The 24,061-nt window shown below is 65.6% G+C and carries 21 protein-coding genes and 1 pseudogene; 12 read left to right on the top strand and 10 right to left on the bottom strand.

Features of this window, described 5'->3' with window-relative positions; all coding sequences use genetic code 11:
- Nucleotides 1-108: 108 nt before the first annotated feature.
- A complete protein-coding gene (locus QNI11_RS12040; RefSeq protein WP_283980311.1) occupies nt 109-372 on the bottom strand; it encodes a hypothetical protein in 264 nt (87 codons plus the stop codon).
- Between the two features lie 267 nt (nt 373-639).
- On the opposite strand from QNI11_RS12040, the gene QNI11_RS12035 reads away from it, so the two are divergent.
- Entirely contained in the window at nt 640-801 is a 162-nt protein-coding gene (locus QNI11_RS12035; RefSeq protein ID WP_283980310.1) for a hypothetical protein, read from the top strand.
- 95 nt (nt 802-896) lie between these two features.
- On the opposite strand, the gene QNI11_RS12030 is transcribed toward QNI11_RS12035, so the two are convergent.
- The gene (locus QNI11_RS12030; protein ID WP_373418445.1) at nt 897-1,130 is read right to left on the bottom strand and encodes a hypothetical protein; all 234 of its coding nucleotides are present in this window, start codon (nt 1,128-1,130) and stop codon (nt 897-899) included.
- Between the two features lie 179 nt (nt 1,131-1,309).
- Between QNI11_RS12030 and QNI11_RS12025 the strand changes: the two genes are divergently transcribed.
- A complete protein-coding gene (locus QNI11_RS12025) occupies nt 1,310-2,041 on the top strand; it encodes a Crp/Fnr family transcriptional regulator (protein WP_283983503.1) in 732 nt (243 codons plus the stop codon).
- 663 nt (nt 2,042-2,704) lie between these two features.
- Here QNI11_RS12025 and QNI11_RS12020 read toward each other — a convergent pair.
- Together QNI11_RS12020 and QNI11_RS12015 are read right to left on the bottom strand one after the other, a co-directional pair.
- Nucleotides 2,705-3,484 carry an SDR family oxidoreductase gene (locus QNI11_RS12020; RefSeq protein ID WP_283980309.1) on the bottom strand — a complete coding sequence of 260 codons (780 nt, stop codon included), beginning with the start codon at nt 3,482-3,484 and terminating at the stop codon, nt 2,705-2,707.
- Complete coding sequence (locus QNI11_RS12015) at nt 3,481-3,810, bottom strand: nuclear transport factor 2 family protein (RefSeq protein ID WP_283980308.1); 330 nt, start codon at nt 3,808-3,810, stop codon at nt 3,481-3,483. Before QNI11_RS12015 ends, QNI11_RS12020 begins: the two co-directional genes overlap by 4 nt.
- A gap of 161 nt (nt 3,811-3,971) precedes the next feature.
- On the opposite strand from QNI11_RS12015, the pseudogene QNI11_RS27660 reads away from it, so the two are divergent.
- From QNI11_RS27660 to QNI11_RS12005, 3 genes and pseudogenes are all read left to right on the top strand, one after another.
- A pseudogene (locus QNI11_RS27660) lies at nt 3,972-4,340 on the top strand (LysR family transcriptional regulator); the annotation flags it as partial.
- 94 nt (nt 4,341-4,434) lie between these two features.
- On the top strand, nt 4,435-4,881 hold the full coding sequence (locus QNI11_RS27655; protein ID WP_306418191.1) for a LysR substrate-binding domain-containing protein: 447 nt from the start codon (nt 4,435-4,437) through the stop codon (nt 4,879-4,881).
- Nucleotides 4,882-5,278: 397 nt separating this feature from the next.
- Nucleotides 5,279-6,033 (top strand): IS5 family transposase gene (locus tag QNI11_RS12005; RefSeq protein WP_283980307.1). Its coding sequence is split into 2 segments (ribosomal slippage): nt 5,279-5,603 and nt 5,603-6,033, totalling 756 coding nucleotides; the frame shifts between segments, so codons are not numbered across the junction.
- 297 nt (nt 6,034-6,330) lie between these two features.
- Here the strand turns inward: QNI11_RS12005 and QNI11_RS12000 are convergent.
- Genes QNI11_RS12000 through QNI11_RS11990 form a run of 3 tightly spaced genes read right to left on the bottom strand, consistent with a single transcriptional unit; the run spans nt 6,331 to nt 10,015 of the window.
- Nucleotides 6,331-8,514, bottom strand: a complete 2,184-nt coding sequence (locus QNI11_RS12000) for a xanthine dehydrogenase family protein molybdopterin-binding subunit (protein WP_283980306.1) — start codon at nt 8,512-8,514, stop codon at nt 6,331-6,333.
- Complete coding sequence (locus tag QNI11_RS11995) at nt 8,511-9,515, bottom strand: xanthine dehydrogenase family protein subunit M (protein ID WP_283980305.1); 1,005 nt, start codon at nt 9,513-9,515, stop codon at nt 8,511-8,513. Before QNI11_RS11995 ends, QNI11_RS12000 begins: the two co-directional genes overlap by 4 nt.
- The gene (locus QNI11_RS11990; RefSeq protein ID WP_283980304.1) at nt 9,512-10,015 is read right to left on the bottom strand and encodes a (2Fe-2S)-binding protein; all 504 of its coding nucleotides are present in this window, start codon (nt 10,013-10,015) and stop codon (nt 9,512-9,514) included. Before QNI11_RS11990 ends, QNI11_RS11995 begins: the two co-directional genes overlap by 4 nt.
- 371 nt (nt 10,016-10,386) lie before the next feature.
- Between QNI11_RS11990 and QNI11_RS11985 the strand changes: the two genes are divergently transcribed.
- Together QNI11_RS11985 and QNI11_RS11980 are read left to right on the top strand one after the other, a co-directional pair.
- Nucleotides 10,387-11,718, top strand: coding sequence for a mechanosensitive ion channel family protein (locus QNI11_RS11985; protein WP_283980303.1), 1,332 nt, complete (start codon nt 10,387-10,389; stop codon nt 11,716-11,718).
- Nucleotides 11,719-11,946: 228 nt separating this feature from the next.
- Entirely contained in the window at nt 11,947-14,973 is a 3,027-nt protein-coding gene (locus tag QNI11_RS11980) for a VWA domain-containing protein (protein WP_283980302.1), read from the top strand.
- A 276-nt stretch (nt 14,974-15,249) separates the two neighbouring features.
- On the opposite strand, the gene QNI11_RS11975 is transcribed toward QNI11_RS11980, so the two are convergent.
- The gene (locus QNI11_RS11975; protein ID WP_100930266.1) at nt 15,250-15,915 is read right to left on the bottom strand and encodes a GntR family transcriptional regulator; all 666 of its coding nucleotides are present in this window, start codon (nt 15,913-15,915) and stop codon (nt 15,250-15,252) included.
- Between the two features lie 132 nt (nt 15,916-16,047).
- Here QNI11_RS11975 and dctP point away from each other — a divergent pair, with 132 nt between their 5' ends.
- The 5 genes from dctP to QNI11_RS11950 all read left to right on the top strand — a co-directional run bounded on the left by dctP (nt 16,048) and on the right by QNI11_RS11950 (nt 21,769).
- Nucleotides 16,048-17,034 carry a TRAP transporter substrate-binding protein DctP gene (gene dctP, locus QNI11_RS11970; protein ID WP_283980301.1) on the top strand — a complete coding sequence of 329 codons (987 nt, stop codon included), beginning with the start codon at nt 16,048-16,050 and terminating at the stop codon, nt 17,032-17,034.
- Between the two features lie 75 nt (nt 17,035-17,109).
- Nucleotides 17,110-17,691, top strand: coding sequence for a TRAP transporter small permease (locus QNI11_RS11965; RefSeq protein ID WP_100930268.1), 582 nt, complete (start codon nt 17,110-17,112; stop codon nt 17,689-17,691).
- Nucleotides 17,692-19,008 (top strand): TRAP transporter large permease, encoded by a 1,317-nt coding sequence (locus QNI11_RS11960; protein ID WP_283980300.1) that lies wholly within the window; start codon nt 17,692-17,694, stop codon nt 19,006-19,008.
- A complete protein-coding gene (locus QNI11_RS11955) occupies nt 19,005-20,261 on the top strand; it encodes a malonyl-CoA decarboxylase (protein WP_100930270.1) in 1,257 nt (418 codons plus the stop codon). The genes QNI11_RS11960 and QNI11_RS11955 overlap by 4 nt, the downstream gene beginning before the upstream one ends.
- Nucleotides 20,258-21,769: a malonyl-CoA synthase gene (locus QNI11_RS11950; RefSeq protein WP_283980299.1), complete on the top strand. Its 1,512-nt coding sequence runs from the start codon at nt 20,258-20,260 to the stop codon at nt 21,767-21,769. The genes QNI11_RS11955 and QNI11_RS11950 overlap by 4 nt, the downstream gene beginning before the upstream one ends.
- A 445-nt stretch (nt 21,770-22,214) precedes the next feature.
- Here the strand turns inward: QNI11_RS11950 and QNI11_RS11945 are convergent, their stop codons facing one another.
- Entirely contained in the window at nt 22,215-22,646 is a 432-nt protein-coding gene (locus QNI11_RS11945; RefSeq protein WP_283980298.1) for a glyoxalase superfamily protein, read from the bottom strand.
- Nucleotides 22,643-24,040, bottom strand: a complete 1,398-nt coding sequence (locus QNI11_RS11940) for an MATE family efflux transporter (protein WP_283980297.1) — start codon at nt 24,038-24,040, stop codon at nt 22,643-22,645. The genes QNI11_RS11945 and QNI11_RS11940 overlap by 4 nt, the downstream gene beginning before the upstream one ends.
- Nucleotides 24,041-24,061: the final 21 nt, after the last annotated feature.

Below are 24,061 nucleotides of genomic sequence, written 5' to 3'. Positions count from 1 at the left end.
GCTCGCGCCGGGAACGAAGGGCGTCGCGCACCTTCGTTCTCCTCGCCATCGATCCGCTGCGCCGGGACCGAAGATGGTCGGGGCGGCTTTTGGGATCAGTCACTTTCATCAAGGCGATTTTTCAAGCTGGGCCGCGGCCGCCCTGGCGTGCTCCTCCTGGTGGTAATCGCCTCGAAACACGCCGCCCTCGCGCACTTGCCAGATGCCGTGCCGTTTGCGAATCTCGATATGAGAGGGTCGGGCCTGGTGCCTTAGTGGACAACCGAGGAGACCGGCCACTTGCAACGAGGCAGTCTGCTGCTGGCGACTTCTGCCGGCAAGGCGCGGTGCGCTGGCCCGTGACGGGTCGGGACCGTGATCATCCTCGGTCATTCCAAATCGCTCCTGAACATCGCGGGTCGTGCCTGTTCTGTACAGCACAGGACAGGTCGGCGGGCTGACCGAGGTTAGCGCGGGGCAGCCAACTCTTACTGATCTGCATCAGCCTGCACAGGGTAATCGGAGGATATGGTCCATGGAACATTTGCATGCTGAAGCGATGTCCCGTCGGGACAGATGAGCCGGTTTCAAAGCGCTGTTCTGCAGACGGCAAAGGAAGCCCCGATGATGCTGCGGTGCGATCAGGGAAAGGAACCCGACATGGACAAGAACAAGAAGACGAAAAAGGCATCCGGGACGCCGAAAAGCGTCAAACAGCCCAGCGACTACAAGGTACGTGAAACGGCGGGCAAGGAAAGCCAGACCGACGCGATGTTTCACAAGACCCCCGGAAAGGGCAAATCTGGCCAGCGCAAAGGCTGAGCCGCTGCCCGGATGGCTCCGCCGCCTATTACCTCGTGCGGCGGGGCCACAACCGGAATACGGTCCGGATCGGATTTCGTCATGTGCCAAAGCGTTCATCTGCGCCGCACGGAATTTCCACCCTCCAGAATGCCGTTGATTAATGCTGCAACTGCCTCGTGCATCTCGGACTGCTCTGTGTCCGGGACAAACTGGTGCGCGGCGGCGGCATCCGCGAGAATACCCACGATTTCCTTTTCCGGCAGGATGTTGCGATCGTTCAGCGCCAGCAACAGCGATTCACATATGGAAAGTGCGGCCGTTCCGGCGATGTCGTGTGGTCCTAGCATGATCTGGGTCGCTTTCTGATCAGGTGAAATGCGCGAGCTGCCGGAGGTCGACAGCGCCATCTTTCGTGATCTTATGCGTTGTTTGCCTTGCCGGACTGATCCAGAGCGGCTTGACGGACAACTTGTCGGGCTATTCGCTGGATCAGGCCACGCATTCCCGAACGGAGGTGGAATCCGACATGTCGATTCGGCAAAGCCCCCTGACGCGCAAGCTGTCCGCCTACGTTGCGTTGTCCCGCACCGATCTGGAAACGCTTGCACGCTATCACCGCCGCCGAAGAACGTTTCAGTCGGGCCACCAGATGATCCATGAAGGTCAGAGGAACCAGTCAGCGTTCATCCTGGCCGAGGGCTGGGCCTGCGCCTTCAAGCTGCTTCCCGACGGGGAAAGGCAGATCGTGGATTTCCAGATACCTGGAGACTTTCTGGGGCTGCGCAGCATCCTGTTCCGCACGGCCGACCACAGCATCGAGGCCGTGGCGCGGATCGAGGCATCCGAGGTTCTCGCGCCGGAAATTTTCGACAGCTTCTCCGATGCACCCCGACTGGCAACGGCCGTGCTTTGGGCCGCGTCACGCGACGAAGCGATGGTCGTCGAACACCTCGTCAATCTCGGACGCCGGTCAGCCGAGGTTCGGATGGCACATTTTCTTCTCGAACTGAGCGCACGTCTTCATCTGGTCGGGATCGGCGACAGGTCCGGCTTCGAGTGTCCGTTGACGCAGTACCACCTGGCCGACGCCCTGGGGCTGAGCGCCGTCCATGTGAACCGCGTCTTGCGCCACCTGCGCGAGGAAGGCTTCGTGACGTTCCAGAATGGGCGCGTCAAGATTGACGACTTGGACGGTCTCGTCTCGCTTGCGAATTTTGACGTGGCATATCTGGATCAGGCAGGGCCCTTTATCCAGTGACATACATCCCCCGCAAATTGCCGGAAATGCACCGGACAGCCGATTCCAAATTGCCCATCTCATCGGCTTGCTCTGTGTAACGGGCAAAAGTCCTTGCCACAGCGTCATCGGAATCGCGTCATGAGGGGGGCCTTGAAGGCCTCCCGTTGGGCTGACGCCGATTGGTGACCCCGTTCCTCGGGCGACACTCGAAAGGCGCTCATTTCGTCCTTGAGAACGGCGCCCGGGACGGTAGTGGCAACATTGATAATAAAAGTCCGGTTCCGGAGCGCTGCACCGCAGCCTCGATGCCCTTGAGAAATGGCGGCTGAGGGCCGGAAGCGACGGGCAACCCGGTCAGCGATGCGACGCCCTCCCGATGGGCTGCCTCAAGACCGCTTCGTCTCCTTTTCCAAATGTCGTTGCGAGCAACTTGAACGAAGGTTTTTGGGGGGCGCGCCCGAGTGGAGGAGAATGTCCGGATGGAAATTCGTCACAGCCGATAGGGTTTCTCAAAGCGTCCAAGGATGCCAATGACACCGTCGTGGGTTACGATAATGGCTTCCGCCGCTTCACCCTTGAGTGAATGCAGCGGTCGCCGTTAGTTCTACATCTTTGCTTTACCAAAGCGTCCCGATTTGACGATCCGCAGCTGTATTTGATCAAGGCCGGTGACATTGCATGTTACACCGTCGGAACTGTTCCACCATCGATCACGTATTCCGTGCCGGTTATGGACCCGGCGCGGTCCGAGGCGAGGAAGGCGACCAGGTTCGCGATCTCGCCGGGTCTTGACGGACGCCCGATCGGCACGCCGCCCAGCGAGTCCATGATCATGCGATTGCCCGCTTCCACGTCGACCCCGTGTTCCGTCGCGAGGCGCTTGGCCAGCTCGACGGAGGACTCCGTCTCGATCCAGCCCGGAGAGACCCGGACGACCCGCACACCCTTGGGCGAAACCTGCTTCGACAGGCTCTTGCTGTAGGTGGACAGGGCCGCCTTGGCAGCGGCATAGGCGGTCGTCGCCTCTGGCAGCGGCAGTTCGCGCTGGATGGATGTGACGTGGATCACGACGCCGCTGCCCCGCGACTCCATCTCCGGAACAAGCACACGGTCGAGGCGGATCGCCGGCATCAGGTTCAGATCGAGCTCGCGCCGCCACTCGTCGTCGCCAAGCGCCCTGTAGCCGCCCGCGGGCGCCGAGGAGCCGCCGAGCATGTGGACGATGATATCGACGCCACCCAGCCTCTCGCGTACGGCCTCTGCCACCCTGGCGCACCCCTCGGCCCGGGTCAGGTCCGCAGCCACAAACCGGTCTTCCGGCATCTCCGGCGGCCTTGTCCGCGCCGTCGTCAGAACGTCGGCGCCAAGCGCCTTGAACAGGGCCACGGTCGCACCTCCGGCACCGCGCGTGCCGGAGGTGACGAGGGCCCGCTTGCCCTCGAGGGTCAGGAAGGGGCTCATGGAACGATCTCCAGTTCGGCGATCTTGTCCCCGCGAAGCACGAAGAAATAGCGCAGGTCGACCGGGCTGCCGGGGAAATTGCCGACAAGGTGGCTGGTGACGATCGTTCGCTGAGCTTCTTCCGCGATGTCGAAGGGCTCTACCGTGTAGGTGTATTGCGTGGAGGCATTCGCCATCCACTGTCGGATCGCTTCGCGGCCCTGGTAGGTGTTGCCTTCGTCGACGACGGTGGCGTCCTGCGTGAACAACTCCGACAGCGCCTGTGCGTTGCCTGTCTTGTCGGCCGAGAAATAGGCGTCAATCGCGTCTGGCAGTTCGATACTCATTTTGGGTTTCCTTTGTGGGTGGGGATCAGTGGCAGCTACCGATCTGGCCGCCCGGCCTCTCGGCTCGGATCGGGACCGGCGCCATGAGTTTGAATTTAAGGCTTTGACACAATGCGGATAAGCGGGATTAATCCGGACGTGGAGTTTGGATTTTCGGGATAATGGCGACCTACAAGCTGGCTGAGTTCGACGCGGTGCTGGCGATTGCCCGCAGGGGATCGTTCCGGGCGGCCGCGCTGGACGTGGGGATGTCCACGAGCGCACTCAGCAGCGCGGTCTCGAAACTCGAGGCGCAACTTGGCGTGCGGCTCTTCAATCGCACGACCCGCAGCGTGTCGCTGACTGCCGCTGGGCAGCGTTTCGTCGATCAGGTCAGCCCGGCGCTCAAGGACATTCACGGCGCGATCGACACGGTCCGCTCGCAGCAGGAGACGCCCACGGGCATTCTGCGCATCAACACCTTCGCCACGGCGGGCCGGGAGATCCTGGCGCCGCTCGTACTCGAATACCTGCGGCGGTTCCCGGGGGTGCAGATCGACCTCGTGACCGAAGGCAACCTCGTCGACATCGTGGCGGACGGTTTCGATTTTTGGGGTGCGCAGCCAGAACCTTGTGCCGACGGATATGATCGCCATCCCGCTCGGGCCCGCGCGTCGCTACGCGGTCGTCGCGACACCCGCCTATTTCGAAGGCCGGGAGCCGCCGCAGGTGCCGGCCGACCTGAAGGCGCATGCCTGCATTCGGACGCGTCTGCCGAACGGTGCGCTTTTTCGCTGGCAGTTCGAAGCCGAGGGCCAGCCGGTTCATGTCGATGTCGCGGGGCCGATCACGCTGGACGAAGCCAGCCTCGCGCGCATTGCCGTGCTCGATGACCTCGGCATCGGGTTCTTCATGGAGTCGGACGTGCGAGAGGATATCGAAACGGGGCGGCTGGTGCGAGTTCTCGACGCCTGGACGCCGCCGCTGGCGCCGCTTTGCCTATACTATCCCAGTCGGCGCAATCCGCCGGCGGCTTTCAAGGTCTTCGTCGATCTCGCACGGGAACTCGCGCGATCTTGGAAAGCGAGTTGAAGACGTCGCGCTCATCCCGTCGCATAAGAACGACGCGGGCATCCGGCACCAAGGCAGCGCACGATTGGGAGGCCTCGCACCGCTGACCTTAGTGCTTCCGATTTTTGTTGCGCAATGGGCCGAAAGGCCGGTCCGGGGAAGCCGCGTTACTGCGATGACTACCTGACGAATGGCGGCTGTGGGCCGAGACCGGTCATCAGCTGAGCTTGGCATGAGGGGCGGCGTCGGGTCCGGCCGGACGGCACGCTTGGCTATGGCCGCCGGACTCGCTCGCTATGTGTCATGACCTGCTCCCCGCCGGTTGCCTTTCTACTGGATTGGGGACAGAGCTGTAGGCTCAGAACCCATTGATTTGGTTGGGCGCTCGTGATTCACCGCTCGAAAACGAGCGGTGACCATGACTGATCTTTTCTGGTTGAGCGATGCGCAGATGGCGCGTCTTGAGCTTTACTTTCCGAAGTCGCACGGCAAGCCCCGGGTTGATGACCGGCGGGTTCTGAGTGGCATTATCTTCATAAATCGCAACGGCTTGCGGTGGCGCGACGCCCCAAGCGAGTATGGCCCCCACAAGACACTCTACAACCGCTGGAAAAGATGGAGCGATAAAGGCGTCTTCGCCCGGATCATGGCTGGGCTGGCCGCTGAGCACGGCGAGGAGACGACTGTGATGATCGACGCCACCCATCTGAAGGCCCATCGCACGGCGTCCAGCCTGGGCGTTAAAAAGGGGGGCGTGGACGCCTTATTGGCCGAACCAAGGGAGGCATGAACACGAAGCTGCACGCCATCTGCGACAGCCGCGGCCGGCCCATCGACCTGTTCCCGACGGCCGGTCCCGTCAGCGACTACATCGGGGCGCGTGCGCTCATTAGCCGGCTGCCCAACGTGAAGTGGCTTCTCGGAGATCGGGGCTACGATGCCGACTGGTTCAGAGAAGCCTTGCAGGACAAGAAGATACGTCCTTGCATCCCGGGCCGGAAGCGGAAGACGCCTGTCCGGTACGACAAGCCGCGATACAAACGCCGTAATCGCATCGCGATCATGTTCGGCAGGCTCAAGGACTGGCGGCGCGTTGCAACGCGGTACGACCGATGCCCGAAGACCTTCTTCTCGGCGATCGCACTCGCCGCAACCGTCATCTTCTGGCTGTGAGGCGGAACGAGTCCTGAGCCCAAGTCCCTTCTGCCATTTTCCCTTTACAAATGTCGTTGCATAAAAGGTCAGGGGCTTATGAGTTCAGGCACTTTCTGAAGCGGAATGGGCGGTTCTGTTCGCTGATCGTCATTCTGGCAGAGTTGCGCGTCATCGTCGGAAAATCGGAACTTCTTGTGCCGGTAGGCATAGACCGGAACCCCCAAGGATCGTTGCGCGGGAGCACCTGCTGCGCCGCGGTGCGGGTCCGCGGACTTGCGCAGCAGGTGAACGGTGTGGCTGTACCTGTCGCGGCCTTTACGCCTCGAACAGGGCCACCATGTCGTCCGGCAGGATAGGGAAGTCGTAGGCGCGCTTGCCGGTGGCATGGGCGACGGCATTGATCACCGCCGCGCCGGCGCCGGAGATGCCCAGCTCCCCGATGCCCTTGGTCTGGATCGGGTTGGCCCAGTCGTCGCGTTCCTCGAGGAAGACCACCTGCATGTCGCCCGGCACGTCGGCATGGGCGGGGACGTGGTAGTTGGCGAGGTCGCGCGTGACGACATGGCCGTCGCGCGGGTCGTTCTGCATCTCTTCGGTCAGCGCGGCGCCGATGCCCCAAATCATCCCGCCGAGCGCCTGGCTGCGGGCGGTCTTCTCGTTCAGGATGCGGCCCATCGCCATGACGCCCAGCATGCGGCGGACGCGGATCTCTCCCGTCCATTCATTCACGGCGACCTCGGCGAAATGTGCGCCGAACCCGGAAGAGAAATGGCTTTCGGCGGTCTCGCCCTTCTCGATGGTGGCTTCGGCCAGGATTTCCTCGGGGATGAGGTCCGTGAGCGCCGCCTCCCGGTTGTCGCCGCGCGCCCGCCCGTCCTGCAATGTCAGGGTCTCGACGTCGCAGCCAAGCCGCGCCGCAATCTCTGCGCGCAGTTTCCTGGCCGCGAGGAAGACGGCGGACCCGGCGGAGTTTGCCCCGAAGCTGCCGCCGGAGCCGGAGGCGCCGGGCAGGTCCGAGTCGCCCAGCCGCACGTCGACCTGTGCGGGCGGGAGGCCGAGCATCTCGGCGGCGACCTGCGCGAGGATGGCGTAGGTTCCGGTGCCGATGTCGGTCATGTCGGTCTCGACGATGGCACGATCCCCGGTGAGCCGCATCCGCGCCGCCGACCGCACCAGCATGTTGGAGCGGGCCGCCGACGCCATGCCGATCCCGATCAGCCAGTCGCCTTCGCGGCGTGTCCCGGCCTGCCAGCGGTCGGACCAGCCGAAGCGCTGTGCGCCGTCGGTCAGGCAATCCGCCAGCCGCCGCGCGCTGTAGGGGCGGCCGTCCATCGGGTGCTTTTCCGGCAGGTTCTTCAGCCGCAGCTCCAGTGGGTCCATCCCCAGAGTGTGTGCAAGCTCATCGATAGCCGCTTCGAAGGCCAGCATGCCGACCGCCTCGCCCGGGGCGCGCACGGAGCCCGCCGGGGTGGCCGCGATGCGCGCCACCGTCTGGGTGAAGCTGAGCCCGTCGGCCCCGTAGAGGAACTGCGAGGCCTGGCTGACGGGTTCGGCAAAGCCTTCGCCGTCGAGGTTGGACACCCGGTCGTCATGCGAAATCGCGGTGATCCGTCCGTCCTTCGTCGCGCCGAGGCGGACGCGCTGCGCGGTTTCGGAGCGGCGCAAAACGCTGTCGAAGACAGTCTGTCGGCTCATGACCACGCGCACCGGGCGGCCCAGCTTCTGCGCGGCGATGGCGGCTGCGGCGGCCTCCGGTCCGAGCCCCAGCTTGGAGCCGAACCCGCCCCCGACAAAGGGCGCGAGGATGCGCACCTGCGAGGGCTCGATGCCCAGCGTGTCGGCGAGTTCGTCCTTGTTGAACCGCACCATCTGGAGGGCGCTGCGCAGGGTGACGGTGTCGCCCTGCCACTCGGCGATGGCCGCGTGCGGTTCCATCGCGGCGGCGGCCTGCGAGGGGGTGGTATAGGCGCGGTCGATGCGCACGTCGGCGCCCGACCAGGCGGTGTCGAAATCGCCCGCGGTCTCGGGGTCGGCGGTCTCAAGGTCGGGGGTGGTGTCCGGCGTGACGGCGGCGTCCTCGGTCTCGTATCGGACCGACAAACGCTGTGCCGCGTCCCGTGCTGCCTCGAAGCTTTCGGCGACGACCAGCGCGATGGGCTGGCCGTGGTAATGCACTGCGTCGCCGGGCTGGCCCGGGGCCTCCCCGGCCATGCCCTGTGCCGGGTTGCGGGTCATGCGCGGGTCGGTGATGACGTCGATCACGCCGTCGATGGCGAGGGCCGCGTCGCGGTCCATGCCGGTGACCCGGCCGCGCGTGATGGTGGCCCGCACCAGCACGCCATGCGCCACACCTTCGGGCGTGTGGTCGGCGGTGTAATCCGCTGTGCCGGAGACCTTGCGCGGGCCGTCGGGCCGGTCCATCGGCATGCCGATCACGCCCTGTTTCGTTTCATCCAGCAGCCGGGGCTGCGGGCTGTCCATGGTGAAATGGTCTTTCATGCCTCTGCCCTCGCGATGTCTGTGCCAGCGGTGTCGGCCAGCCCGGCGAGCTGGCGCATCGTGGCGATGAAGGTGCGGCGCAGGAGGGTGCGCTTGTACTCGGTATCCGGATGGGGGGCCGCACCGGGGGCGATCAACGCCGCCGCGCGCCGGAAGAGGTCGTCGGAGGCGGTCGCGCCTCTCAGCACCTCTTCCACCTCCGGGATCGTCCAGGGCTGCGGGGCGACGCTGCCGAACGCAAGGGTGACATCCTCGATGGTCTCGCCCGCCATGGTGACGGCGCCTGCCACCGAGACCAGCGCGAAGGCGTAGGATGCCCGGTCGCGCACCTTGCGGTAACCCTGTCGGCTGCCCGAACGCGGGGCGGGCAGGATCACGGCGGTGATCAGGTCGCCGTCCTCAAGGATCGTCTCCCGGTCGGGGCGCTCGCCCGGCAGGCGGTAGAGGTCGCGGACCGGCACGCGGCGGGTGTCGCCGCCGGCCGTGCGGATTTCCACCTCTGCATCCAGCGCGGCAAGTGCCACGGCCATGTCCGACGGATGCGCGGCAAGGCACTGGTCCGAGGTGCCGAAGAGCGCCAGCATCCGCCCGGCACCTCCTTGGGCGGCACACCCCGTCCCGGGCGCGCGCTTGTTGCAGGCCTGCGAGGTGTCGTAGAAATAGGGGCAACGGGTGCGCTGCAGCAGGTTGCCGCCGGTGGTCGCCTTGTTGCGGATCTGGGCCGAGGCTCCGGCGAGGATTGCCCGCGACAGGAGCGGCCAGCCCGACCGGATGCGGCGGTCGTTGGCGAGCGCCGTGTTGGTCACCAGCGCGCCGATCCGCACCCCGTCGCCGTCCGGTTCGATACCCGACAGGCCGTCGAGCCGGGTGATGTCCACGAGGGTCGCGGGGGTCATGACCTGTATCTTCATCAGGTCGAGCAGGTTGGTGCCGCCCGCGATGATCTGGCCTGCCGTCACATCGTCGAAGGAGGCGGCACGGTGGTAGTCGAAGGGCCTCATTGCTTTGCCTCCGCCGCCATGGCGATGGCCTCGCGGATCAGCGGATAGGCCGAACAGCGGCAGAGGTTGCCGGACATGCGCTCTGCGATCTCTTCATCGGTGAAGGCCGCGCCGTCGAGCGCGTCGCTGACATAGGAGGGCGCGCCATCGGCGATCTCCTGCAGCAGGGCGGTGGCGGACATGATCTGCCCGGGCGTGCAGTAGCCGCACTGGTAGCCGTCCTTCTCGACAAAGGCCTTCTGCAGCGCCGAAAGGCGTTCCGGCGTGCCGATCCCTTCGATGGTGGTGATCTCGTCACCGTCGTGCATCGCGGTCAGGCAGAGGCAGGCATTCACCCGCGTGCCGTTCACCAGCACCGTGCAGGCGCCGCACTGACCATGGTCGCAGCCCTTCTTGGTGCCGGGCAGGCCGAGGTCGTCGCGCAGGGTGTCGAGCAGGGTACGGCGCGGGTCGTGCTCCACGTCATGGGATTTCGCGTTCACGGTGAGGGTCGTCTTCATGGAAACTCCGATGCGTCAGGGCAGGCGCGCGGCGGAACCGCGATTCCATGTTAAACGGGGCGCATCGCCCGTTGGTTCCTGCCGCTGTCCGGCGCGTGGGGTGCAATCCGGGTGTGCTGCCGTGGGGTCGTTCGGACCTATCCGGCCCGGAGACGCCATCTGTGCCGGTAGGTCTGGAGGCGATGGTGCGGTGTGTCGCGGGCGCGTTCGGCGCCGATGTTGAGGCAGTGAGGCCGCTGGGTGCGGCAGCAAGGCTCCGTGGCAGACATGCGGTGCCGGAGGAGGGGGGACCCGATGGCGTAGACCGGCCGTTGGCTGTCATTCACAGCTTTGGATGGATGCACCCCATGCTCTTCGCTAAGGATGATGTCATGAAGCGCTCCATTGTCTATCTGCTCTGCCTTCTCGTCGTCGCGTGGACACCGGCCACCGCGCAGGAGAGTGACCCGGCACCCGATCCGTCGCGCGTTCTCGCGGTCGAGAACGGGCCTTCCGATCAGGCCATTGCCGAACGTCTGCGGGCCATTCTGGGCGCGCTCGAACACGAGGGGATCACCGTGTCGGTGGAGGCCGGTGTGGTCAGGCTGGCGGGCGATGTCGCGGACCCGGTCATCGGCCGGAAGGTCGCGGCAATCGCCGAGCGTCTCGAAGGTGTCGTGGCGGTGAACAACGCGCTTGCCGCGTCGGACAACATATCCCAGCAACTCAACCCCGCCGTCGAACGCTTCCGCACACGCTTCGAACAGTTCATCGCCCGATTGCCCCTGTTCATCCTTGCCACGGGCGCGTTCGCGGTGATCATCACCTTTGGCGTCTTGCTGGCGCGCCTGAGGTTCTGGGACCGGATCGCGCCGAATGCCTTCATCGCGGGTATCTACCGTCAGGCCTTCCGCGTCGCCTGCGCCATCGTCGGTATCGTGGTTGCGCTGGATCTTCTGGGCGCAGCGGCTCTGCTCGGGACCATCCTTGGCGCGGCCGGGATCGTGGGTCTGGCGATCGGTTTCGCGGTCCGCGACACGGTCGAGAACTTCGTGGCCTCCATCATGCTGAGCCTGCGTCAGCCTTTCCGGCCAAACGATCTGGTCGAGATCGAGGGGGACGTGGGCCGCGTGATCCGGCTGACCTCTCGCGCGACGATCCTGCTGTCGCTGGACGGCAACCATATCCGCATTCCGAACGCCGCGGTCTTCAAGGGCAGGATCGTGAACTACACCCAGAACCCCGCGCGGCGGTTCATGTTCGATATCGGCATCGACCCCGACGCGGATCTCGAGGCGACGCGAATCCTGGCGCAGGCGGCCCTGAAGGCGCAGCCCTTCGTGCTCGACGATCCGGAAGAACTGGTCTGGATCGAGAACATCACCGAGTCCGGCGCGATCCTGCGTGTCACCGGCTGGATCGACCAGAACAAGACCGGCTTCGCGACAGCACGCGGCGACGCCATTCGCCTCGTGAAAGCGGCCATCGAGGATGCGGGCGTCGCGATCCCCGACACCACCTACCGCATTCGCCTGGAGGGGGTCGGTGCCCTCCCTGAACCCACGACGAAAGCGCCGTCCCGAGAGAAGACAGCCGCCAGGCCGCCTGTCGCGCCCGGCGAAGGGTCGGATCACCAGTCCGAGGAAAAGGCGTTGATTCCCCTCGTGGCAGCGGAACGCCGGGACGCAGAGGACCTCCTGGAGCGGGACGCCCCGCGCGAATAGCGGGTGTTGCGTAAGGCCCCGGAGCCGGGCGTTCGTTCAGGCGTAGATCGCTGTAACGGGGTTTCCCGACGCGAGTTTTATCGCGCGGGACAGCATTCACCAATGCGCCTGTCCCCATGCACCTGCCGTTGGCCACGCGAATCCATCTCGGGAAAGTGGGGTATTCCGGCAGTGCCCTTCGGTCTATGCTGCTGCAAGTTTAGCAAAACATTTTTTCCCGGAGGCCCGATGCTTCGCCTTTTGATCACTGTCATTTTCGCAACCTGCGCGTCCTTTGCCATGGCGCAGGACCGTCCCAACACAATCCTCGTCATCGATGGCTCCGGCTCGATGTGGGGCCAGATCGACGGCGTGAACAAGATCGTCATTGCCCGCGACGTGGTCGGAGACCTGCTGGACAGCTTTCCCGCCGACCAGAACCTTGGCCTGACGGTCTATGGCCACCGCGAGCGGGGCAACTGTGCGGATATCGAAACCGTGGTGGCGCCGGGGCAGGGGACATCGGCCCGGATCAGGGAGGCGGTGAACGGGATCAATCCGCGTGGCAAGACCCCCATGACCGATGCGCTTCTCGCGGCGGCAGAAGCCCTGCGTTATACGGAGGAGCGCGCGACGGTCATCCTTGTGTCCGACGGGATCGAGACCTGCAATCCCGACCCCTGCGCCGCGGCGCGCGCGATGGAGCAAGCGGGGATCGACTTCACCGCCCATGTCATAGGCTTCGACGTCACCGATCCGGAAGCCCTGGCCCAGATGCAATGTCTTGCCCGGGAGACGGGCGGGCAGTTCCTGACCGCCGGCAGCGCGGACCAGCTGGCCAGTGCCCTGAACGCCGTTGTCGAGGAACCGGTCTACGTCCCGCAGACGGTGCAGATCGCGGGCGTCCTGCAGCCGGGCGGTCCCGAGATCGCCGGGCCGATCCGCTGGAACATCCTGCCCGAGGCAGGGGCGAATTATGACGGGGCAGGGCCGGGCTATGCCATCGACCTCGTGGCGGGACGCTACGATGTCATAGGGATTCGCGAAAGCGATGGCGCAGAGGCCGGGACGGTTTTCGACGTTGCGGCCCGGGAGACGGATCAGGGCCAGCGGGTCGAGGTGGTCTTTCCCGAGCCCGCGCCCGATCCCACGATGGTGACATTCCGCGCCGTGATCGGCACGGAGAACGGCCCCGAGATCGAGACGCCGGTGATCTGGGACGTGGTGTCCGAGGACGCGGGCGTCTTGGTCGACGGCGAGATGGCCAACCCGATGCCGGCCCAGTTGATGCCCGGCGCGCATACTGTGACGGCGTACTGGGCGGCACAGGAAACCGCATCGCCGCCGCGGCAGTTCATCGTGACCGCCGACCCGCGCGAGATCGTCGTCGTCTTTGAACCGCCTGCGGTCACGGCGTCCATCGGCGCGCCCTCGTCGGCCATCGTCGGGTCGACCATCGAGGTCACCTGGAACGGTCCGGGCGCGGAGGGCGACTTCATCGGCATCGGCAAGGCCGGGACAAGCGGTTCCGGCCGCTGGCGCAACTTCACCGAGACCGGCGCGGGGTCGCCCCTGAGCCTTCTCGTGCCGCCGGAGCCCGGCGCGTATGTCATTGGGTACTTCGACGGGGCAACCAACGACATGCTGGGCAGCGTCGCCATCGACGTTCTGCCCGCCAATATCACGATCAGCGCGCCGGGGGAGGTCAGTGTCAGCGAGACCTTCGAAGTCGCGTGGACCGGCCCCGACTACCCGGACGACTTCATCGGCATCGGTCTTGTGGGGGCGGGCGGTTCCGGCCAATGGCGCAACTTCACCATGACCTCGCAGGGCAGCCCGCTGCAATTGCGCGCGCCCGCCGCGCCGGGGGACTACCTGATCAAGTATTTCCTCGGGCAGGACAACTGGGCGTCCTTCGAGGTTCCGGTCACCGTCACCGAGCCGGAGATTTCCCTTTCCGCCCCGGCAGAGGTCGAGGCCAGCACCTTTTTCGAGGTCGCCTGGACCGGGCCGGACACACCGGGCGATTTCATCGGGATCGGCAAGGTCGGCGCGGGCGGTTCCGGCCAGTGGCGCAACTTTGCCGCCACTTCGGACGGAAACCCCGCGCGCCTGCAGGCGCCGCCCGAGGCCGGAGACTATCTGATCAAGTACTTCCTCGATCAGGACAACACGGCACTCTTCGAGATCCCCATCACGGTCGGCCAGCCTCAGGTCAGCCTGACCGCCCCGGCCGAGGCGGATGTCAGCCAGACGATCGAAGTCGCATGGGCCGGTCCCGACACGCCCGGTGACTTCATCGGGATCGGCAAGGTCGGTGCGGGCGGCTCGGGCCAGTGGCTCAACTACGTCGCAACGGCCGACGGCAATCCCGCGCGCCTGATGACACCTTCAGAGCCGGGCGAGTATCTGATCAAGTACTTCCTCGACCAGGACAACACAGCACTCATCGAGGTCCCGATCACGCTGCGCCAACCCGAGGTGTCGCTGAGCGCCCCGGCCAGTGCGGAGGTCTCGACCATGATCGAGGTGGCCTGGACAGGTCCGGACACGCCGGGCGATTTCATCGGTGTCGGCAAGGCCGGCGCGGGCGGCTCCGGCCAGTGGCGCAACTACGCCGAGACCAGCACGGGCAATCCGGTCCGGCTGCTCGTTCCCGCCGAACCCGGCAACTACGTGATCAAGTACTTTCTCGATCAGCGGAACACACCGCTTTACGAGGTGCCTCTGAGCGTGACCGCGGCGGAGGTCAGCATGGAGGTGCCCGCCATCGTGACGGGCGGGACTATCGTGGACATACCGTGGACCGGTCCGAACCATGCGGGCGATTTCATCGGCATCGGTCTGGCGGGCGCCGGAGGGTCGGGCCAGTGGCGGTCCTATGCGCCGACCGTCGACGGCTCGCCCGCGCGGTTGCGGATACCGACTGTCGGGGGGGACTATGCCGTTCAGTACTTCCTCGACCAGGACAACACCTCTGCGCTGGAAATCCCGGTCAAGGTCGTGACGCCCGCCGCAACGCTCGATGCCCCGGCTACTGCGGCGCCAGGTGAGACGATCGAGGTCGCATGGACCGGACCCAACTACGACGGAGACTACATCGGGCTCGGCAAGGCCGGGGCCGGGGGCTCAGGCCAGTGGCGGACATACGCGGAAACCTCGGGTGGTCCGGTGCTCAGCCTCACCCTGCCGGAGGAACCCGGCGAGTACCTGATCCAGTATTTCGTCAATTCGGATCAGACTTCCATCGCGAAACACGCGCTCGTCATCCAGTAGGGGGGCGGGCAGACAGTCTGCGCTTTGCCGCCTTGCGGGGTCCGTGTAGCGGATGATCGGGAACCGCCCGGCGGCGGTCCCGGTCTGAGGCAGCCATCCCTGCCGTCTTCGAAGAACGGGAGAAAGACGAGCGCGACGTTCTGGAGGTCACGGCCAGCCGAGGGAATAGCAACATCTAGCTATGATACCGGGCCTCGTTTCCGACCGGATCGCAGCACGGATTTTCGATCAACCGAACGCCGTTAAGGGGGCGGGACGTCTGCGGGCCGGGAACGGTCAGCTGTTTGCGGCGGCGGCCGGTTTCAGGCTGGCCAGAAGGTGGTGAAACTTTTCACCTTGCACGGCCACATGGGCGCGCATGATCTCGGCGGCCTGCGCCCCGTCGGCGTCACACAGCGCGGCAAGAACCGCCTCATGCTCGGCCATCGATTGGCGCAGGCGCCCCCGCAGCCGAAGCTGGGTCCGGCGAAACGGTTGCAGGCGGCGCTGCAGCCGAAGCGCTTCGCCTTCCAGAAACCCGTTGCCGGACTGCGCATAGATCAGCGCATGAAAGCTCTCGTTCTCGCGGTAGTAGGCGTCGGCATCCTGCGCGGCGACGGCTTCCATGCAGCGCGCGTTGATCTCGGCCAGCTTGTCCAGCGCGGCGTCGCTGATGCGGGTCGCGGCAAGCCGGGCGCAGGCGGCCTCCAGCTCGGCCATGACCTCGAACATCTCGATGAGTTCGACCGGACCCGGTTGGCGGACAAAGACGCCCCGGCGCGGCAACTGCTCGACCAGACCGGAGAGTGTCAGCCGGTGCAACGCCTCGCGGATCGGGGTGCGCGAGACGTCGAACCGTTCCGCCAGCATCACCTCGTCAAGGCGCGCGCCGTCGGGAAAGGTGCCGTCAAAGATCAGCCCTTCGAGTTCGTCAGCGATGCGGTCCGAGCGTTTGCGTTCCATTGGACATGATTTTGCACGGCTTTGGCGCGCACGCAATCTGGGATTTCTTGTATACAAAACATTTGACAGCGTGTGCAGGACCTGCCACCAATCGGACATAGACCGGGCCGACCCGGCAAAGGGAGGAACATCATGAAACATTTTCTGACTGCCAGCGTGGCAGCCGCTGCCCTGTGCGCATCTGCGATGACCGCCGCCGCCGCCGAGCTGCGCCTGTCGCATCAGTGGTCCACCGGCGACGTGCGCCACAAGGTGGCCCAGATCGTCGCGGACGAGGTTGCCGCTGCCGATGTGGACCTCGAGATCAAGATTTTCCCGTCCGCCTCGCTGTTCAAGGCGCGCGAGCAATACACGCCCCTGTCGCGCGGCCAGCTCGACATGACGGTTCTGCCGCTGTCCTATGCCGGTGGCCAGCAGCCCGCCTACAACCTGACCCTGATGCCGGGGCTCGTGAAGAACCACGACCACGCCGCCCGCCTGAACGAGAGCGAGTTCATGGGCGAGATCGAGGACATCATGGCCGGCGATGACGTCATGGTGCTTGTGCACGGCTATCTCGCCGGCGGCTTTGCGGGCAAGGACAGCTGCATCACCGCGCCGGAAGACATGCAGGGCAAGCAGACCCGCGCCGCGGGCAAGGCGTTCGAGCAGATGCTGGCCGGGGCAGGGGCGTCCATCGCGTCGATGGCCTCGTCCGAGATCTACAATGCCATGCAGACCGGCGTTCTGGACGCGGCGAACACCTCGTCTTCTTCCTTCGTGTCGTACCGCATCTACGAGCAGGTGGCGTGCTACACGCCGGCGGGCGATTATGCGCTGTGGTTCATGTATCAACCGCTGCTGATGAACAAGACGACCTACGACGGCCTGACCGACGAGCAGAAGGCCGCGCTGCAGGCGGCCTCGGAAAAGGCGCAGGCCTTCTACCTCGAAGAGGCCAAGAAGGAAGACGCCGAAAGCGCCCAGGTCTTTGCGGATGCGGGTGTCGAGATCGCGCAGATGTCCGCCGAGGATTTCGACAAGTGGCGCGCCCTGGCGCAAGAGACCTCGTACAAGGCCTTCGTCGAAGAGACGCCGGACGGCCAGAAGCTGCTGGACCTCGCGCTGTCGGTCGAGTGACCCGCGCCTGACCACAATGGGCGGCCGACGGGACCGGCCGCCCTTTTCCCATCCCGCAAGTGACGGAGGTTTGCCATGGCAGGCCAGATCGGCGGCGCGGTCGCGCGCACCGGCAACAATCCCTTTCTGCGCGGTGTCGCGGCGCTCAGCACCCTTGCGGGCTGGTGTTCGGCGGCCATGATCGTCGCGGCGGTGGCCATCACCTGCCAGATGATCTGGGTGCGCTTCGTGTTGAACGGATCGACCGTGTGGCAGACCGAGGCGGTGATCTATCTCGTCATCGCGGCCACCTTGATCGGGCTGGCCTACGTGCAGCGGCTGCGCGGCCATGTGAACGTCGACCTCGTGCCGCTGGCGCTGAAGCCGGGACCGCGCCGTATCCTGGCCATGGTCGTGTCGGCCCTGTCCATCGCCATCGTGGCGATGATGCTCTGGTACGGCTGGGAATACTGGCACTTCGCCTATGAGCGCGGCTGGAAATCCGACACCGTCTGGGGCGTCCGCCTGTGGATCCCCTATTCCGCCATTCCCGTGGGTCTGGGCCTGCTGCTGCTGCAGCTGATTGCCGACCTCGTGGCGCTTCTGATCGGGGTCGATGCGCCCTTCGGCCTCGAAGACACCGAAACCATTGCCCAGCACCATACCGGAGAGACCTGAATGGACCCGCTCCTTCTGGGCGGCCTCGTTGCCGTCATCACCATCGTCGTGCTGTTTTCCGGCGTGTCCGTCGCGCTCGGGCTGCTGATCGTCTCTGCCGGGTTCCTGCTGGTCTTCGACGGGATGCGGTCGCTGGAACTGATCCCCGAGATCCTGTTCGGCAAGCTCGACAACTTCGCCCTCCTGTCGATCCCGATGTTCATCATCATGGGGGCCAGTATCGCCTCTACCCGGGCGGGCGCCGACCTTTACGAGGCGCTGGAGCGCTGGCTGACCCGCGTGCCGGGTGGGCTGGTGATCTCCAACCTCGGGGCCTGCGCGCTGTTCGCCGCCATGTCCGGGTCCAGCCCCGCCACCTGTGCCGCCATCGGCAAGATGGGCATCCCGGAGATGCGCAAGCGCGGTTATCCCGACGGCGTCGCCGCTGGGTCCATCGCGGCGGGCGGCACGCTCGGCATCCTGATCCCGCCGTCGGTCACCATGATCGTCTACGGCATCGCCACGGAAACCTCGATCGGCCGTCTGTTCCTGGCGGGCGTGATGCCGGGCCTGATGCTGATGTTCCTTTTCATGGCGTGGTCGCTCTATTCGACCGCCCGGTCGGGGGACCGCGCCATGCTGACCGCGCGCCGCTACAGCTGGTCCGAGCGGCTGGAGATCCTCCCGCGCGTTCTGCCGTTCCTCTTCATCATCCTCGGCGTGCTATATGCCATGTACGGCGGCATCGCGACGCCATCGGAAACCGCGGCGGTGGGCGCACTTCTGTGCCTCGTGATCGCGGTCATCATCTACCGCCTCTGGAATCCGCGCGACCTCTGGACCGTGCTGCGCGACTCCACCCGAGAGTCGGTGATGATCCTCTTCATCATCGCGGCGGCGGGGGTGTTCAGCTACATGCTGTCCTCGCTCTTCATCACGCAGAGCATCGCCGCGTGGATCGGCGAGCTGGAGGTCAACCGCTGGGTCCTGATGGGGGCGGTCAACGTCTTCCTGCTGATCGCGGGCTTCTTCCTGCCGCCGGTCGCGGTAATCCTGATGGCCGCGCCGATCCTGCTGCCGATCATCCAGACCGCCGGTTTCGACCCGATCTGGTTCGCGGTGGTGCTGACGATCAACATGGAAATCGGCCTGATCTCGCCCCCTGTCGGCCTGAACCTGTATGTCATCAACGGCATCGCGCCGGACATCTCGCTCCGGACCATCCTCATCGGCTCGTTGCCCTTTGTGGTCTGCATGGTGCTGGCGATCATGATCTTGTGCCTGTTCCCCGGCATCGCCACATGGCTGCCTGACCTCGTGATGGGACCCGCGATATGAGCCTGTTTGCCGATCTGCTCTCCAATGTCTTCGAGTACCGCTATCGCTTTGGCCTGGCGCGGCAGGACGGACGGCCCTTGCCCGAACTGACCGCCGCGCTGGTCGGCGCTACGGGCGAGGTGACGGGGCAGGCGGTGGCGCGGCAGATCATCGACCGCTACGCCGATTGGTCGGACGAGGAAAAGCGCGCCTTCTTCGAGCATCTCGCCCATGACATGGACCTGGATGTGGAGGCCGCCGCCGCCGCGCTGGCGCGCTATGCCGAGAACCGCAACAAGGCGACCTACCGCGCCTTTGCCGCCGCCGCAGAACCGCCGCGCCAGGAGCTGATCCGCCGGCTGAACCAGGTGCGCGGGGCCACGCGGCAACTGGTGCGCATGCGGGCCGACCTTCTGCGGCTGGGGCGCGACGACGACGCGCTGATGGCGCTGGATCAGGACTTCCGGCATCTCTTTGCATCGTGGTTCAATCGCGGCTTCCTTGTGCTGCGCCCGATCAACTGGGAAAGCCCGGCGCAGATCCTCGAGAAGATCATCGCCTACGAAGCGGTGCACGCCATCGATTCATGGGACGACCTGCGGCGGCGCCTGCAACCGGCGGACCGGCGCTGCTTTGCCTTTTTCCACCCGGTCATGCCGGACGAGCCGCTGATCTTCGTCGAGGTCGCCCTGACGCGCGGCATCCCCGGATCGGTGCAGAACGTGCTGGCCGAGGAACGCGAGCCGCTGACCGCCGATCAGGCCGACACCGCCGTGTTCTATTCCATCTCGAACTGCCAGGCCGGGCTGGCGGGGATCTCCTTCGGCAACTCCCTGATCAAGCAGGTCGCCGCTGACCTGTCTGCGGAATTGCCGGGGCTCAGGACCTTTGTCACGCTGTCGCCCATTCCCGGCTTTGCCCGCTGGCTGGAGGGGCGCGACGTGCCCTTTGACCGCCAAGACGACACCCAGATGCGCCAACTCGCTGCCTGGTACCTGACGCGGGCCAAGCGGGACAATGGCCGGCCGCTGGATCCGGTGGCGGGCTTTCACCTCGGCAATGGCGCGCTGGTCCATGCGCTCCATGCCCGCGCCGACGTTTCGCCCAAGGGGCAGGCGCAATCGCACGGGGTGATGGTCAACTACCTGTATGATCTGGCCCGCGTCTCGCAGAACCACGAAAAGTTCGCCGCGACGGGTGAGATTGCTACCTCGTCAGACGTGCGTGGCCTCGCCTCCGCTGCCGATACCGTACTGAAGGAACCCGCGAAATGAACCCGCTTTACGACCGCCTGTTCGGTGTCCATGCCGGCAAGGACACGCCCTTTCTGCACCTTGCCTCGGGTGAGAGCCTGACCCACGCGGCGTTCCTGCGCATGGCGGCGCGCTTTGCCCATGTGCTGAGCAATGCGGGGCTGGTGCCGGGCGACCGTCTGGCGGCACAGGTGGAGAAATCCCCCGAGGCGCTGGCCCTGTACGCGGCCTGCGTGCAGGCCGGCGTCGTCTTCCTGCCTCTGAACACGGCCTATACCCGCGACGAGCTGGCCTATTTCATCGAGAACTCGGGCGCGAAGCTGGTGGTGGGCGATCCGGCCAAGGCCGACGATCTGCGCCCGATGGTCGAGGGGCTGGACGCGCAGTTGATGACCTTGGCCGCCGATGGCACCGGCAGCTTCACCGAGGCCGCCGCCGACCAGCCCGACCGCTTTGACACCGCCGGGCGGGAGGAGGATGATCTGGCCGCCTTCCTCTACACATCCGGCACGACGGGGCGGTCGAAGGGGGCGATGCTGACGCAGGCGAACCTTCTTTCGAACGCAGAGACGTTGGTCGACTGCTGGCGCTTTACCGCGGATGACGTGCTGTTGCACGCGCTGCCCATTTTCCACACGCACGGGCTTTTCGTGGCGACAAACGTGATGCTCGTGGCGGGCGGGTCGATGATCTTCCTGCCGAAGTTCGATCTGGACGTGGTGATCGCCAACCTGCCGCGTGCCACGTCGATGATGGGCGTGCCGACCTTCTACACCCGGCTTCTGAACGATGACCGGTTTACCCGCGACCTGACGCAGGGCATGCGGCTGTTCACCTCGGGGTCGGCCCCGTTGCTGGCGGAGACCCACGTGCGGTTCGAAGAGCGCACCGGCCACCGTATCCTCGAGCGCTACGGCATGACCGAAACCAACATGAACACGTCGAACCCCTATGATGGCGACCGCCGGGCCGGGACGGTCGGTCTGCCGCTGCCGGGCGTCGAGCTGAAGGTCTGCGATCCCGAAACCGGGGCAGAGCTGCCGCGTGGCGAGGTCGGCGTGATCGAGGTCCGTGGTCCCAACGTCTTCAAGGGCTACTGGCAGATGCCGGACAAGACCGCCGCCGAATTGCGCGAGGACGGGTTCTTCATCACCGGCGACCTCGGCGTGCAGGGCGAGGATGACTATGTCACCATCGTCGGCCGCAACAAGGATCTGATCATCTCGGGCGGTTACAACATCTATCCCAAGGAAATCGAACAGGTGCTTGACGATCAGCCGGGCGTGCTGGAAACCGCCGTGATCGGCGTGCCGCACCCGGATTTCGGCGAAACCGTCGTGGCTGTCGTCGTGCCGCAAGAGGGCGCCGCCCCGGATGCCGATCAACTGGCCGCTGCCTGTACCGACAGCCTTGCCCGGTTCAAGCACCCGCGCCGCTTCGAGATCGTCGACGCTCTGCCGCGCAACACCATGGGCAAAGTGCAAAAGAACATCCTGCGCGATACCTACAAGGGTTTGTTCAGCAATTGATTGCCGTGTTGCAGGGGCAGGGAGGGACCTGACCTGCTGGCTGGGATGCGGGCGCGGAAGTTGCCCGAGACCTGTTTCGCCTGCTGCGGGTGTGGGACAGGCCTGTCTGCATTGTCAGCGATGACAGGGCCGCGTTCATCAGTCAGGCGACCGGAAACTAGGTCCTGTGGCCCCGCATGGGTCCTGGCAGGCCTCAACGGAACGCCCTTATCGAAAGCCTCCGGGCCGAATAACCGAACGGGGAGGTATTCGACAGCCTGGGCGCAACCGGCTCTGGGGTACCGCTTGGTCATTCCCGGCATTCGCTCTGTCACATGCGGATAAACCCCGTGTAATCCGGCTCGCCAAGGATGCCCTCGGCGAGCTGGTCGATGCGGGCGCCATATTCCCGACGGGGGCCCGGAACGAACAGTGGCGCGGTACGAAGTCTGGCGGTGGCGTGCGGTCAGTCCTGCGTCCTGTCCACGGTGAGAACCGGTGTGCCGTCGGATGTCGTTTCAGGACTGCGCCCGTCTTTGTCGAGCGTGCCGCGAATACGGTGCCGCCAGTTCGAGAAGCTGTCGAATCGAACGGTGTCGATCGGCTGATCCAGCGCAATCTCGACCTGGCGACGCTCGGCCCTCCCCGAAACGGCCAGGATCTTTCCGCTGTAGGCCTGCCCAAGATAGCGCCCGCTCACCTTGGCGCCCACGGCGAGGGGCAGTGGGGTGCTGCGCTGTCTGAGACGGGCATGAAGCGTGTTCCAGTCGCGTGCGCCGTGCCGCCGGGCGACAAGCTCGAGAGATTGCGCATGGCTGACCACCTTGCCTTCGGCGCGCAGCGCCTGTCGAAGCGCCTTGGCCTCAGCCTTAAAGGTGTCGAGGGTTGGATCGGTCATGCGGCCTCCTCCTTGGCAGATGAGGTTGACGGGGCAGGGGTGGTCGGCCGACCCCGAAGGACGAGGGTCAGGGCCAGGAGAAACACCACGGCATCCGCGGCGGGAAAGGCGAACCACAGGCCATCCATCCCGTAGAGTGCGTTCAGAGCGACGAGCAGTACCGGCGTCAGCAGCCACGGCTTGATCAGGGTCAGCGCCGCGGTGCGGAGGGGATGGCCCATTGCCTGGAAATGCAGGGCAAGGACAAGCACCGGCCCGGTGACCACGTAGAGCGCAGTCATCGGTCGCAGGACCCCGGCGACGGCCGCCACGACGTGCGGGTCCTTAGAGAACAACGCCCCCATCGGTGCGCCCGCAAATGCGCCTGCCAGTGCCACGCCGAGACACCAGAGGAATGCGCTGCCCATGGCAAGCCGCAGGGCGGCACCGGCCCGATCCGGGCGGCCCGCGCCGACATTGTTGCCGGTGATGCTCTGGGTGGTCAGCGCGATGGCCATCTGCGGCAGGAAGGCCAGCCCGAGAAGGCGCGTCACCACACCATAGGCCGCGATATAGGTGGCGCTCTCCGCGGTGGCGCTGCCGATGACGACCAGAACGGTACTGGCCACAAATGCCATGCCGACGAAGGTCAGGCTCAGCGGAAGGCCGAGCGAGATGATCTGCCCCCAGCCGGCCAGCCAGTTCGCGCGCCGGAGCGCACTCAGCGGAACAAGTTCACTGTCGCGCGCGCGCACCAGCAAGAGCAGCATGAGGCCGAGGCCCTGCGCGCCGACGGTGCCGAGTGCGGACCCCGCCACGCCGAGATCGAGGAGCACGATTGCCACGTAGTTCCCGCCGATGTTCAGCAGGGTGACCAGCACCGAGAGCCCCGCGATAAGCCCGGCCCGGCCTTCGTTCCGCAGGGCATCGGCGTGCAGTCCCAGCCCGAACTGGATGGGCGCCCCGAGGATCAGGATCAGCAGATAGTGTTCGGCCATCTCCGCCACCGCCGTGTTCCCGGCGGCGATCGCGGAGACGAGTGTCGGGCCGACCGTCAGCGCCCCCGCGATCAGCAGCGCGCCGATGGCCAGCGCCAGACCGTGGGCGCCTGCGAAGACGTCTCCGGCCTCCTTGCGCGCTCCGGCACCGAGGTGGCGGGCGAACAGGCTCGACATGCCGCCGCCCGCAAGTGTGGTCAACGCCGTGAGCAGCATGACGACGGGAAAGGCCAGGCTGACCGCGGCCAGGGCCTCGGCGCCGACGAACCGGCCGACGAAGATTCCGTCGATCACGTTCAGAAGGCCGCCGGTCGACATGACGACCGCCATGGGCAGGGCATTCGACAGGAACAATCGCCCGACGGGGCGGGTCAGAAACCGGTTCTGGATTACATTCGGGGCGGGTCCAACGGACATCGCTCACTCCTCCGCAGAGGC

This window comes from Sagittula sp. MA-2, assembly GCF_030126985.1.
Classification (GTDB): domain Bacteria; phylum Pseudomonadota; class Alphaproteobacteria; order Rhodobacterales; family Rhodobacteraceae; genus Sagittula.
This window is presented reverse-complemented; position numbering and strand designations above follow the sequence as displayed.